At 73.4% G+C, this 13,517-nt stretch carries 11 protein-coding genes; 1 reads left to right on the top strand and 10 read right to left on the bottom strand.

What is annotated here, in order from left to right; genetic code table 11:
- Nucleotides 1–4: 4 nt before the first annotated feature.
- From ACXR2U_RS15230 to ACXR2U_RS15185, 10 genes are all read right to left on the bottom strand, one after another.
- The gene (locus ACXR2U_RS15230) at nt 5–673 is read right to left on the bottom strand and encodes a response regulator (RefSeq protein ID WP_458825904.1); all 669 of its coding nucleotides are present in this window, start codon (nt 671–673) and stop codon (nt 5–7) included.
- Entirely contained in the window at nt 670–1,920 is a 1,251-nt protein-coding gene (locus ACXR2U_RS15225) for a sensor histidine kinase (protein WP_458825903.1), read from the bottom strand. The genes ACXR2U_RS15230 and ACXR2U_RS15225 overlap by 4 nt, the downstream gene beginning before the upstream one ends.
- Nucleotides 1,917–2,918, bottom strand: coding sequence for a D-alanine--D-alanine ligase family protein (locus tag ACXR2U_RS15220; RefSeq protein ID WP_458825902.1), 1,002 nt, complete (start codon nt 2,916–2,918; stop codon nt 1,917–1,919). Before ACXR2U_RS15220 ends, ACXR2U_RS15225 begins: the two co-directional genes overlap by 4 nt.
- On the bottom strand, nt 2,915–4,072 hold the full coding sequence (alr, locus tag ACXR2U_RS15215; RefSeq protein WP_458825901.1) for an alanine racemase: 1,158 nt from the start codon (nt 4,070–4,072) through the stop codon (nt 2,915–2,917). Before alr ends, ACXR2U_RS15220 begins: the two co-directional genes overlap by 4 nt.
- A complete protein-coding gene (locus ACXR2U_RS15210; protein ID WP_458825900.1) occupies nt 4,069–4,707 on the bottom strand; it encodes a M15 family metallopeptidase in 639 nt (212 codons plus the stop codon). Before ACXR2U_RS15210 ends, alr begins: the two co-directional genes overlap by 4 nt.
- A complete protein-coding gene (locus tag ACXR2U_RS15205) occupies nt 4,704–5,384 on the bottom strand; it encodes a DUF6518 family protein (RefSeq protein ID WP_458825899.1) in 681 nt (226 codons plus the stop codon). The genes ACXR2U_RS15210 and ACXR2U_RS15205 overlap by 4 nt, the downstream gene beginning before the upstream one ends.
- Nucleotides 5,385–5,551: 167 nt before the next feature.
- On the bottom strand, nt 5,552–8,593 hold the full coding sequence (locus ACXR2U_RS15200) for a bifunctional [glutamine synthetase] adenylyltransferase/[glutamine synthetase]-adenylyl-L-tyrosine phosphorylase (protein ID WP_458825921.1): 3,042 nt from the start codon (nt 8,591–8,593) through the stop codon (nt 5,552–5,554).
- 56 nt (nt 8,594–8,649) lie between these two features.
- Complete coding sequence (locus tag ACXR2U_RS15195) at nt 8,650–9,546, bottom strand: type 1 glutamine amidotransferase (RefSeq protein ID WP_458825898.1); 897 nt, start codon at nt 9,544–9,546, stop codon at nt 8,650–8,652.
- Between the two features lie 28 nt (nt 9,547–9,574).
- Nucleotides 9,575–10,936 (bottom strand): type I glutamate--ammonia ligase, encoded by a 1,362-nt coding sequence (glnA, locus tag ACXR2U_RS15190; RefSeq protein WP_458825897.1) that lies wholly within the window; start codon nt 10,934–10,936, stop codon nt 9,575–9,577.
- A 54-nt stretch (nt 10,937–10,990) separates the two neighbouring features.
- Nucleotides 10,991–12,277: a L,D-transpeptidase gene (locus tag ACXR2U_RS15185; RefSeq protein WP_458825896.1), complete on the bottom strand. Its 1,287-nt coding sequence runs from the start codon at nt 12,275–12,277 to the stop codon at nt 10,991–10,993.
- A 298-nt stretch (nt 12,278–12,575) separates the two neighbouring features.
- On the opposite strand from ACXR2U_RS15185, the gene panB reads away from it, so the two are divergent.
- Nucleotides 12,576–13,475 (top strand): 3-methyl-2-oxobutanoate hydroxymethyltransferase, encoded by a 900-nt coding sequence (gene panB / locus ACXR2U_RS15180; RefSeq protein ID WP_458825920.1) that lies wholly within the window; start codon nt 12,576–12,578, stop codon nt 13,473–13,475.
- The last annotated feature ends 42 nt before the right edge of the window (nt 13,476–13,517 follow it).

The following is a 13,517-nucleotide window of genomic DNA, read 5'->3' as shown; positions in this document are numbered from 1 at the left end:
ACCGTCAGGATCCGACCAGGCCGTGGTCGTGCGCGAACACCACGATCTGCACCCGGTCGCGCAGGCCGAGCTTGCGCAGGATCGCCCCGACGTGGGTCTTCACCGTCGACTCGCTGACGTAGACGTCCCCGGCGATCTCGGTGTTGCTGCGCCCCCGGGCGACGGCGTGGAACACCTCGCGTTCCTTCTCGGTGAGGGACTCGAAGGCGGGGGGCACCGTCGGGCGGGCCTGGAACCGACCCTCGAGCAACGTGGCCAGGTCGGTCGGGGCGAGGACCGCGTTGCCCACGAACACCGTTCTGATCGCGTCGGTGAGCATCGCCGGCGTGGTGTCCTTGAGCAGGAATCCGCTGGCGCCGTAACGGATGGCGGTCGCGGCCCGGTCGTCCAGGTCGAAGGTCGTGAGCACCAGGACCCGCACCGGGCGAGCCCGCCTCGCCGCGCGGCCCGGCGAGAAGATCTGGCGCGTCGCCTCGACCCCGTCACTGCCGGGCATGCGCATGTCGAGCAGGACGACGTCGGGTTCGAGTTCGTCGACCAGCCGGACGGCGTCATCACCGGAACCGCCCGTCCCGACGACCTCCATGTCGGGCTGGGCGTCGACGATGACCGCCACACCCGACCGGAACAACTCCTGGTCGTCGACGAGGACGATGCGGATCGGTGCGCTCACCCGCCGGTCCAGCTGGTCGGGATCAAGGCGGTGGCCGCGTAGTCCCCCGAGCCGTCGCCGTGCTCGGATTCGCGGCGCCGGACGGCCAGACGTCCGCCGACCTCCTCGACCCGACGCTGCATGCCCACGATGCCCAGCCCGCCCTCGCGCGCCGGCCGCGACGCGTCGACCCGGTTGCGCACCTCCAGCAGCAGGTCCCCGCTCCACCGTTGCTCCACGAAGACCGGCTCACCCCGCACGCCGTGCTTGAGCGCGTTGGTGAGCATCTCCTGCGCCAGGCGGAACACCAGCGTCTGCTCGGCGGGCGTGAGTGGCCACGGCTCGCCCACGACCTCGGCACGCACGTCGTTGCCGGCCTCGCGCAGATCGGTCACGAGCTCGGCGACGTCGGGCGCCCGCACACCGGTCTGCTCGGGGTCACCGGTCGAGGACAACACGGCGCGGACGTCCTGCAACGAACGCCGCGCCGACGTCGCGATGTTGGTCATCGTCAGCCGGATCCGTTCGAGGTCGTCGTCGGGCAGGAAGCTCGCCGACTCGGCCTGGACGAGGATGACGGCGAGCGAGTGCCCGACGACGTCGTGGACGTCGCGGGCGAGGCGGGCCTGCTCCGCCCGCAGGGAGGCGATCTCCTCGGCGGCGGCCCGTCCGACCTCTGCCCGGTCACGTTCCTCCTCGGCGGCCAACTGTTGCACCCGCGAACGGTCGGCCTGGCTGCGCGCGCGCACGGCGAGGCCCGCCACCCACGGGACCCCGAGCAGACCGGCCACGAGCAGCCAGCCCGCGGTGACCAGTCCGGGCGCGCTGCCCGCGTAGGACAGCGCACCGGTGCGGTCGGTGAGCGCGTAGGCGATCGAACTGCCGTTCCACACCAGCCAGGTCATCGCGAGGGTGGCGCCCGCCGGGATCGACAACCCCGACACCCACAGCAGGGCGCGGGACCCGTGCTGGGCGGTGGCGTACGCGACGATCATCGCCGCCACGACCTCGACGACGATGACGTCGTTGCGCGACAGCACCTGGATCGCGGCACTGGCCCAGACCACCCCGAGCGCGTAGGCGTTGGCGTGCCGGGCGAGCACGACCGCCCCCACCGACCCCAGCACGACGAGCAGCGCCGACGCCGGCATCGACCGGGCAGCCACCTCGACCAGCCCGACGACGCCCAGCAGCGCGGCCGTGACGACGTCGGGCACCCACGCGCGCGGGAGCACCAGGCGCACACCGGGCACGGGCGGCGCGGTCACGTCGCGATCCGCCGGTGCTGGTCCCACGTCCCAGCACGGTAGGTGACCACGGCCGCCGAGACGAGTTCGGCCAGCAACGCGGCGAACCCCAGGCCGTCCGCGGCGTACATGAGCGGCACCTGCGAGCGCGCCGTCGACCCGGGCGTGGTGTTGACCTCGTTGAGCACGAGCCCCGCCGCGGTCAGGAAGAAGTCGAACCGGGCCACCCCGGCACAGCCCAACGCGACGTACAGCGCCTGCGCCGCGTCGACGAGCCCTTCCGCGTCGTCGACGCCGAGGGCCGCGGGGCACCGGAACTCGGCCGGGGCGTCGCCGTACTTGGCGTCGGTGTCGAACAGGCCGCCCGGCACGACGATCTCCAGCGGCGGGCCGACGTGGAGCGTGCCGTCGGCCCGGCGGAACACCGCGACGTCGACCTCGCGTCCGACGACGCGCCGCTCGACCAGCGCCCGGTCATCGTGGGTGAAGGCCGCGGCCAGGGCGGCGGGCAGCGCGGCGGGGTCGTCGACCACGGTCACGCCGTGGCTGGACCCGGCCGCGACCGGCTTGACGACGACCGGCCCGGACCACGGCGGGAGGTCGTCGCCGGGGCGCACGAGCACGCCGGGCGCCACCGCGACCCCGACCTCGTGGGCGAGCACCTTGGTGAGCCACTTGTCCATCGCCACCGCACCCGCCAGTACCGGCGAACCGACGCAGGCGACCCCGGCGAGGTCGCACAGGGCGGCGAGGGTGCCGTCCTCCCCGTGCGGGCCGTGCAGCATCGGCACCACGGCGTCCGTGGCCGCCAGCAGGGTGACGCCGACGGCGAGCGAACTCGCGACGTCAGGCCCGAGCGGGACGCCGTCGTGCCACCAGCGGCCGTCGGGGTCGACGGTCAGGGCCGTCACCGCGAACCCGCCCTCGCGCAGCGCCGCGGCCACCCCGGCGGCGGACGCCAGCGACACCTCGTGCTCCGCACTGCGTCCGCCGCCGACGACCGCCACCCGCGTGGTCACGCGGTCGCTCCGAGCCGGACGACTCGTCCGGTGGCGACCCGGCGCACCCGGGCGCCGATGCCGGTGACGATCTCGTGCTCGATCGTCCCGGCCCAGGACGCCCAGTCCTGCAGCGTCGGCTCACCGTGCCGGCCCGGGCCGAACAGCACGGCGTCGTCCCCCGGCTCCACCGGCAGGTCACCGACGTCGACGACGACCTGGTCCATGGAGACGCGCCCGACGACCGGGCAACGACGTCCGCGCAGCTGCACGGACGCGGTGGCGCCGGCCACGCGCGGGACGCCGTCCGCGTAGCCGACGGGAAGCGTCGCGAGGCGGGTCCGCCGGCCGGTCACGGTGGTGTGGCCGTACCCGACCCCGGTACCCGCCGGCACGTCCCGGACCGCGACCACCGGCGCCGTCCACGTGACGGTCGGGTGCAGCCGGGTCGACCCGGACGGATCGATCCCGACCAGGCCGGCCCCGACCCGGCACAGGTCGAAGTGGCTCGCGGGGTCGGTGAGGGTCGCGGACGTCGCCGCTAGGTGCCGGACCGCCGGACGCACCCCGGCCCGTCGGGCCACGGCCACGAACCGGCGGAACGCCTCACGACCGGCGTCATCGGGTCCGGTGTCGGCCCGGGCCAGGTGGCCCATGAGTCCGACGACCTCGACCTCGCCCCGGGCCTGGGCCCGGCGGGCGGCCGTCACCAACGACCACCACCGGTCCACCGGGGCGCCGTCGCGGGCCATGCCGCAGTCGGCGTGCAGGTGCAGCCGGGCCGTGGTGCGCCGTGCCCGCGCGGCGGCGACGACCGCCGTGAGGTGCTCCCGGCTCGGGACGGCGAGGTCGATGTCGTTGTCCAGTGCAACGGTCCACTCGGAGTCGACGGGGTTGAGCCACGACAGCACCGGCACGGTGAACCCGAGCTCACGCAGCGCCACGCCCTCCTCGATCGAGGTCACCCCGAACCAGGTCGCGCCACCGCGCCGAGCGGCCGCCGCGACCGCGCCCGCTCCGAGACCGAACCCGTCGGCCTTGACCACGGCCATGAGCTCACCGGCCGCGCGGGAGCGGAACACCCGCGCGTTGGCCTCGATCGCCGCGCTGTCGACGGTCAACCGCGACCCGGACACCCGGTCGCGGACCCGGACGGGGGCGGGCCGCGGGCTCATGCCGGCACCTCGACCGGCACCGACTCCACGGGGCCGTACCGCGCGTGGGGCGCACCGGTGACGACGGCCCAGTAGCGGTCGCCCCAGCTCCAGTGCCACCACTCGGTCGGGTAGTTGACGAACCCGGCCCCGCGCAGGGCGATCCCGAGGACCGCGCGGCGGTTGACCACGACGCTGTCGAGGCCGGGCGCGTCGGTGTAGCACGCTCCGGCGCTCTGCTCGGGTGTGGCGTCGAGCGCCGATCCCATCCAGACCGGCCCGCCGTCGACGGTGAGCGTGACGTCGACGGCCGCTCCGGCGACGTGCGGCGCGGTGGCCAGCGGCGCGACGTGTCGGCTCACCAACCGGTCCAGCGTTGCACCGTGCACCAATGGCTGCCGACGCCGTACTTCCTCGGTGTAGCGGGCGATGATCGCGAGCTGCTCCGCAGCCGGCCGGTACCCGTCGACCACGCAGAGGCCCGTACCGGCCGGCAGCGACCGCGCCGCCTGCTCCAACCGCGCCGCGACCCCGGCCCGCACGAGCACTCCCCCACGCCCGCCGGGCGTGAGGTCCGGAGTGAGTGCCACCAGCGGTTCGCCGGTGTCGAGCACGGGAACCGCGGCGACGGCCGGATCACCGATGAGCAGCGTCATCCCCCGAGACCTCCGGTGAAGCCGCCCGCGACGAACCCGGCGAAGCCGAGGGCCGCGATCGGGACCGAGAGCAGCAGGGCACGACCGATGGCGGGGACGGTGCGGGCCGCGGCGACCAGCGTCCCGAGGCCCAGCGCGGCGGTGATGACGGCCGTCCACACGAGGTCGGAGGCGTCGTCCGGGGTGCCGGCGTCGGCGTGCACCAGCAGCACGGCGAACTCGGCGAAGCAGACCGCCCCCGCGACCGCCGCCGCCACCGGCCGTCGCCAGTCCGGGCGACGCGCCCCCGTGCCGGCGAAGCCGAACAGGACACCCGCGAGCACCCCGAACGCCGCCCACGCGAGACTCGCCGGGGCCCACACGGTGGCGACCTCGTCGCCCAGGATCGGCACGGCGGCGAGGTAGTAGGTGACCACCGCCGTCACGAGCAGCACCGCCCCGCCGACGGCCGCCCGCACCCCGGTGACGCCGACCCACGCGCCGTAGGCGAACGCCGCCAGCGCCCACACCGCACTGCTGTTGGCGAGGTTCGCCCACGGGTACGGCAGCGCCACCTGCAGCAGCAGGTCGACCACACCCAGGGCCGCCCCGGCGACCAGCGCCACGAACAGGACGGGGCGCGGACGTCCGGGCGCGAACAGGTCGGTCGGCTCGGGTCGTTGCAGGACGGAGGTCATGCAACGAACGCTAGGGACGCACCCGCGCCGCCGCCTCCACCTGCGGTGCCGGCCACCTCATCCTCACGGCCGGACCTGATCTGCCTCCCAGCCACCCACCTTCCGCAAATTTTGTGTACTCCTGCCGCCTCACGCCGCAAGACAACACAGAATTCGGTCGTGTGGGGTCAGACGGGGCGGTCGTCGGGGGTGCGGTCGTAGAAGAGCCGCTCGACGACCTGGCGGGCGTGGCGGGTGACGCGGCGGTAGTCGTCGACGACGACGCCGGGGTCGCCGTCGGAGTCGGTCTCGGTGGCGAGCAGGGCGAGGACGGGACCGCTGGTCGGCACCTGGTCGCCGGGGGCGTCGCGGACCAGGCGGATCGCGTTGCGCACCCGGGTCGCGAGGCGCCACGCCGCGGCCAGCACGTCGGCGTCGTCGTGGTCGATGAGGCCGGCGGCGACGGCGGCCTGCAGCGCAGCCAGGGTCGAGGTCGTGCGCAACCCGGGGACCTGTGCACCGTGCACCAGTTGCAGCAACTGCACGGTCCACTCGACGTCCGTGAGCCCACCTCGACCGAGCTTGGCGTGCAGGGCGGGGTCGGCGCCGCGCGGCAGCCGTTCGGACTCCACCCGGCCCTTGATGCGCCGGATCTCCAGCACCTGCTCGGGTTGCAGCCCCGCCTCGGGGTACCGGACCGGTGCGACCAGGGCCATGAACCGTTCACCCAGTGCGACGTCGCCCGCGATCGGGCGGGCGCGCAGGAGAGCCTGCGCCTCCCACAGCTCGGACCAACGCTCGTAGTAGACGGCGTAGGAACGCAGGGAGCGCACGACCGGGCCGTCGCGTCCCTCCGGCCGGAGGTCGACGTCCAGTTGCACGGCGGGATCGGGCGACGGCGACGACAGCAGCCGGCGCACGGTCGCGGCGACGCCCAGACCCCACGACACCGCCTCGTGGTCGCCCTCGTCGCCGTCGACCACGAACAGCACGTCGGCGTCGGAGCCGTAGCCGGTCTCCCGGCCACCCAGCCGGCCCATGCCGATGACCGCGAACGGTCGGGCGGGCTCCCCGGCGCGGCGCACCGCCACCGACAGCGCGGCCTGCACGGTGGCGTCGGCGACGTCGGCCAACGCCCGACCGACGGCGTCGACGTCGAGCAGTCCGAGCAGGTCGGCGAAGGCGATGCGCAGCAGTTCCACCCGGCGCAGCCCGCGCACCACCCCGACGGCCGCGACGCCGTCGTCGTCCTCCTTCTGCCGCAGGGCGGCGTCCGAGAAGTTGGCGACCAGCTCCGACCACGCCCGGGGCTCGAGGTCGGCGTCGTCGGCGAGCAGACGCAACGCCTCGGGCGCGCGCACCAACATGGCGGCGACGTAGCGGCTGGCGCCGAGGACGAACGCCAACCGCGACGCCACCTTGCCCTCGTCGCGCAGCAGCCGCAGGTACCAGGGGGTGGTGCCGAGCGCGTCGGAGACCTGGCGGTAGGCGAGCAGGCCGGCGTCCGGGTCGGGGGCGTCGGCGAACGCGCGCAGCAGCACCGGCAGCAGCGCCCGCTGGATCTGCGTCGTCCGGGTGACCCCTCGGGTCAGGGCCTCGAGGTGGGACAACGCCTGTTCGGGACGGGCGAAACCCAACGCGGCCAGGCGGTCGGCCGCCTTGTCCTTGGACAGGCGCAGCTCCTCGCGCGGCAACCGCGCGACCGACTCCAGCAGCGGCCGGTAGAACAACCGCTCGTGCAGGCGACGGACCTCCCGCGCGTGCAGCGCCCACTCGGCGTCGAACACCGCTACGGCGTCACCGCGGTCGTCGGGCCGGAAGCCCATCGCCCGCGCGAGGCCGCGCTTGGCGTCGTGACCCGCGGGCACGGTGTGGGTGCGCTGCATGCGCCACAGCTGCAGACGGTGTTCGGCCACCCGGAGGAATCCGTAGGCGTCGGCGAGGGAAACGGCGTCGTCGCGGCCGATGTAGCCGCCGTCGCGCAGCGCGTTGAGGACCTCGAGGGTCGCCCGCGCCCGCAACGACTCGTCGGTGCGGCCGTGCACCATCGCCAGCAACTGCACGACGAACTCGACGTCGCGCAGCCCGCCCGGGCCGAGTTTGATCTCGCGCGGGGCGATGTCGGACGGCAGGTGCGCGACCACCCGGCGACGCATGGCCCGGACGTCCTTGACGAAGTCGGGGCGTTCGGCGGCGCTCCACACCAGCGGTGAGACCAGGTCCGAGTAGGCGCGACCGAGCTTGTCGTCGCCCGCCGCCGGCCGCGCCTTGAGCAGCGCCTGGAACTCCCACGTGCTGGCCCACCGGGCGTAATACGCCTCGTGCGAGGCGAGGGTGCGCACCAGCGGCCCGTCGCGTCCCTCGGGTCGCAGCGCGGCGTCGACCTGCCAGGCGGCCGCGCCCGCGACCCGCATCATCCCGGCGGCCAGACGCGTGGCCGCGGCGAGCGCGGGTTCGGTCTCGCCGGGCTCGCCGTCGTGCGCACCGGGTTCGGCGACGAAGACGACGTCGACGTCGGAGACGTAGTTGAGTTCGCCGCCGCCGGTCTTGCCCATGGCGATGACCGCGAGCCGGAACGGGGCGGCATCCGCGGCGCCGCTCTCGGCGGACGCCACGGCGAGGCTCGCGGCCAGCACGGCGTCGGCCAGCGCGGTCAACAGGTCGCACACGGTCTCGACGCCGATCTCGGCGGCGAGGTCCCACGCCGCGACGGTCGCGAGCTCGCGCCAGTACGCCTCCCGCAACGCGCGCACCGCGTCCGGCCCGGTGAGCGTGGCGGGTCGCCCGCCGCTGCCGCGCACCGGGTCGGCCGGGTCGGCACCGACGGATCGCACGATGCGCTCGGCCATGACGGCCGCGACGGGCTCGATGGCGGCGACGGACGCGGGCGGCACCTGGCGCAGCGCCGCGATGTCGCCGGGGTGGACCGCGAGGTGCTCGCCCAGGGTGATCGAGGCACCGAGCAAGGACGTCAGCCGTGCGCGGGTGCCCACGTCGTCGACGAGCAGGGACCAGACCAGGTCACGGTCGGCGCCGCCGTCGAGGATCCGTTCCAGGGCGACCAGCGCGAGATCGGGCTCGGCGGCGCGTCCGAGCGCCGCCAGGGCGATGGCGCCGTCGGGGGTGGGTTCACCGCTGTCGCGGTCGAGCACCGGGAGGGCGAGCGTGGCGAGTCGTTCGGCCGCAGCTCCGGGTTCGCGGAAGCCCAGCCGCGCGAGCCGTCCGGACATGGTCCGGCGCGGGTCGGCGGTCTTGCGCGCCGGCGGGGCGCCCGCGCCGGGCTCGCTCACGGTCGAGGGTCACCCGCGAGCGGCAGCGGGCGCCCGTACGGCGCGTCCGGTGGCGTGACCCCGATCCCGCGGGCGGCGTCCGCCTCCGCGGCCAACGCGGCGCGGATCGCCGCCTTGTCACTGATCGGTTCGGCGGTCGACGACGGCACGGTCCGCGCGACGTGCGCCGACGCCGGGTCACGGGCGATGTCGGCGAAGGTCCCGGCGAACGGACGCCACGTCTCCTCGATGTCCTCGAGCAGCCCCAGCGCGGTGGCCTCGACGGCGTCGAGGTCGCGGCCGCTGCGGGTCGCACTGTGCCGCGAGTTCTCCGTCCACTCGCGGACCATGTCGGCGGTGTTCTCGATGTGGAACTGCACGCCCCACGCGACCCGGCCGACGCGGAACGCCTGGGTGGCGCAGCCCGGTGAGCTCATGAGCAACTCGGCGCCCGACGGCAGCCGGGTGACGGCGTCGTCGTGCCACTGCAGGACGTCGGGGGTGATCGGGAGGGCCCGGAACAGCGGATCGCCCGCCGCGGCCTGACGTTTCGCTACCAGGCTGGCGCCGACCTCGGGCCCCTCGGGGTTGCGCTCGACCGTCCCGCCCAGGGCGAGGCCCAGCAGCTGCGAGCCCAGGCAGACGCCGAGCGTGGGCACCTCGCCGTTCACGGCCGCCACGAGCAGGGCCCGCACGTCGGCCAGCCACGGGAACTCGGCGTCGTCGCCCGCGCCCATCCGGCCGCCCATGACGATGAGGGCGTCGAAGCCCGTGAGGTCGGCCGGCAGCGCGTCACCGGCGTACGGCCGCACGACCTGCAGCTCCGCGCCGGAGTCCCGCAACCAGTCACCGAGCCGCGCGACGGGGTCCGCGGCATCGGGTTCGACGACTAGGACCCGCGGTGAGTTGCTCACCGGTCGAGGTTAGCGAGCGGCGTCCGGACTAGAGCGGACCGAGGTAGCGGCGCAGCTCGAACGGGGTGACCTCGGCGCGGTAGTCGACCCACTCGGACTTCTTGTTCCGCAGGAAGAAGTCGAAGACGTGTTCGCCGAGGGTCTCGGCCACGAGCTCCGAGTGCTCCATCACCCGCAGGGCGTCGGCGAGGTTGTGCGGGAGCTCGTCGTAGCCCAGGGCGAGCCGTTCGGAGTCCGACAGCGCCCACACCTCGTCCTCGGCGCCGGGCGGCAGTTCCATGCCCTGCTCGATACCGTCGAGCCCGGCCGCGAGCAGCACGGCGAAGGCCAGGTACGGGTTGCACGCGGAGTCGAGCGACCGCATCTCGACGCGGGTCGAGTTGGCCTTGCCAGGCTTGTACATCGGCACCCGCACCAGCGCGGAGCGGTTGGCGTGGCCCCAGCACACGAAGGTTGGGGCCTCGACCAGCTCGCCGCGCGCCGCGTACCCGAACAACCGCTTGTACGAGTTGACCCACTGGTTCGTGACGGCCGTGATCTCGCGTGCGTGGGCCAGCAGGCCCGCGATGAACGCGCGGGCGGTCTTGGACAGGTTGAGCTCGTCGGTGGGGTCGTGGAAGGCGTTGTGGTCGCCCTCGAACAGCGACAGGTGGGTGTGCATGCCGCTGCCGGGCTGGTGCATGAACGGCTTGGGCATGAAGGTCGCGTTCGCGCCGTGGCCGAGCGCGACCTCCTTCACGATGTGCCGGAAGGTCATGATGTTGTCGGCCGTCGAGAGGGCGTCGGCGTAGCGCAGGTCGATCTCCTGCTGGCCGGGAGCGACCTCGTGGTGGCTGAACTCGACCGAGATGCCGAGGTCCTCGAGCGCCCCGACGGCGTCGCGCCGGAAGTCGTGCGCGCGGTCGTGGCTGGTCATGTCGAAGTAGCCGCCACGGTCGATCGGGGTCGGCTCCGAGCCGTCGCGCGGCATGTCCCGCAGCAGGAAGAACTCGATCTCCGGGTGCGTGTAGAAGGTGAAGCCCTTCTGCGCCGCCTTCGACAACGTCCGCCGCAGCACGTACCGCGGGTCGGCCCAGCTCGGCGCGCCGTCGGGCATCTGGATGTCGCAGAACATCCGGGCGGAGTCGCCGTGCTCCCCCGAACCGCGGGCCGGCAGCACCTGGAACGTGGCCGGGTCCGGACGCAGGATCATGTCGCTCTCGCTGGCCCGGGCGAAGCCCTCGATGGCCGAGCCGTCGAACCCGATGCCCTCGTCGAACGCGCCGTCGAGTTCCGCGGGCGCGATGGCGACGGACTTCAACGTGCCGAGGATGTCGGTGAACCACAGCCGCACGAAGCGGATCTGTCGCTCCTCGACGGTGTGGAGGACGAACTCCTGCTGACGGTCCACGGCGCCAGTGTGTCAGGCGCGCCGTACGGGCGTGTTACGCGCGGGAGACGTGTCTCAGCCGACCGGCAGGGCGCTGCGGGCGATCCACTGGTCCCACGGGACCGTCCAGGAGCCCGAGTTCCACTCCGCGAGGTTCTGCGGCGTGCCCTTGACGTCGACGATGTCGCCCGGGAGCGAGAAGTTGTACATCCACTCGGCGTCGTCGGTCGACAGGTTGAGGCAGCCGTGCGACTCGTCGCTCTGGCCGAGGTTGTTGTTCCACGGCGCGGCGTGGGTGTACTCGCCGTCCTGGCTGATCTTCACGCCGTACTTGACGACGGTGTCGTAGCCCAGCGGGTCGGTCTTCGGCAGGCCGTAGCTCGAGGAGGTCATGCGCACCGTCTCGGCCTTCTGGATCACCATGTGCGGGCCGGAGTTGGTCCACAGCGAGATCTCGGTGCCGTTGCTGGAGGTGAACCGGCCGCCCTGCCCCATCGAGGTCGGCATGGTCCGCACGACCTTGCCGTTCTCGTACACCGTGACGATCTTGGTGGTGTCGTCGGCGATCGAGATGTGCGAGTCGCCGATGACGAACGAGCTGGAGACGTTCTTCTGACCCCAGAGACCCGGGCCGACCTGCACGCCGTAGACGTTCGCGGTGACGGTGACCTTCGTGCCCGGCTTCAGGTAGTCCTTGGTCCGCCACATCATGTTCTGGTCGTCGGTCCAGCTGAACGCGGCGGTCTGCGGCGGCGAGGTGGTGACGGTGACGGCCTTCTGCGCCGCGGCGCGGTCGGTGATCTCCTCGTCCCAGTGGATCTGCAGCGCCTGCCCGACGCCGTAGGTGTTGCCGTCCTGGATCGAGAAGCCGGCGGCCGTGTTGACGTAGGGCAGGGTGAAGTTGGCGGGCTTGACGGTGGTGAAGGTCGACTGCGACGAGGTGGCCTGACCGACGAGGTTGCTGGCCGTGGCGTCGACCGTGTACGTGGTGGCGTAGGCGAGCGGGCCCTTGCTGGTCCAGCTCAGCGAGTCGGCGGCCAGCGCGCCGGGCACCTCGGTGCCGTCGGCGGCGGTGACCACGACCTTGCCGATCATCCCGCCGGTGGTCTTGACGACGATGGGGCTGCCGGGGTTGACCTCGGCGGTGTTCGCCGCCGGGGTGATGGCGAGGGCGGCGGGCGGCGTGGTGGGCGAGGTCCGGGGGGCGGGGGCGGCCGAGGAGGAGGTCGCGCTCGACGCGGCCCGCTGCTGACCCGCGGTGCACCCGGCGAGGGCGAGGGCGAGCACGGAGATCCCGACACCGGCGAGGACGCCGGCGCGACGGGAACCACTCGCACGACGCAGACGAGGGGGGTGGAGCACGTGACGCCCTTCCGCCGCGGACCCGGGCGCCTCGACGGAGATGAGGCTGGCGACCCGGGCACGGGTCGCCTCATGGTAGAGGACGACCACCCTGTTCCGAGGTGTTTCCACGTCACAAAACGGGCATGACAACCGCTCGCTCCCGCCCAGGTGCTCGGACGTCCGAACACCTCGTGGTGAACGCCTCATGACGTCCGTGTTGCGGAGGACCCCCCGAACGGCAACGCTGGTGCTGTCCGCATCACCCACGCCCGGGTACCGGCTCGCCGGACCCGAGGACCCACAGGTGGAGACCGACATGAGCGACGACGCCGCCGCACGCACCGACACGCCGAGTGCACTCCTCGACCCGCCACCCCGTGAACACGCCCCCGTCCTGTACGGCGGCGTCACCTCCCGACGCGTGACCACCTTCGACCTCGCCAAGGCCAAGGCCGCCGGCGAGCGTTGGCCGATGCTGACGGCCTACGACTTCACCACCGCGCGCATCTTCGACCAGGCCGGGATCCCCGTGCTGCTCGTCGGGGACTCCGCCGCGAACGTGGTCTACGGCTACGACACCACCGTGCCGATCAGCATCGACGAACTCCTGCCGTTGGTGCGGGCGGTCGTCCGCGGGACCTCGCGCGCGCTCGTCGTCGCCGACCTGCCGTTCGGCACGTACCGCTCCTCGCCGGAGCAGGCGCTCGCCACGGCCATCCGCTTCATGAAGGAGGGCGGAGCGCAGGCGGTCAAGCTCGAGGGTGGCGCCGAGATCGCGCCGCACATCCGGTTGCTCGTGCAGTCCGGGATCCCGGTCATGGGCCACGTCGGCCTGACCCCGCAGTCGGTCAACACCCTGGGCGGGTACCGGGTGCAGGGCCGCGGCGAGGCGGGCGACCGGCTCGTCGACGACGCCCACGCCGTCGCCGAGGCCGGGGCGTTCTCCGTGGTCCTCGAGGCCGTGCCGGCCGACATCGCCAAGGAACTCACCCACGACCTGGCGGTGCCGGTCGTCGGCATCGGCGCCGGCGTCGAGACCGACGCCCAGGTACTGGTGTGGCAGGACATGGCGGGCTTCGCCCCCGAGGGCGGCCGGACGGCCAAGTTCGTCAAGCAGTTCGCCCACCTCGGCGCCGACCTCACCGACGCCGCCCGCCGTTACGCCGCCGAGGTCCGCGCCGCGACCTTCCCGGCCGAGGAGCACACCTACCGCTGACCCCGTGCCGGGATCGGTCGAACCTGCTGGACCCGTCGGTCA

The organism is Jatrophihabitans sp. YIM 134969, assembly GCF_054456675.1.
This window is presented reverse-complemented; position numbering and strand designations above follow the sequence as displayed.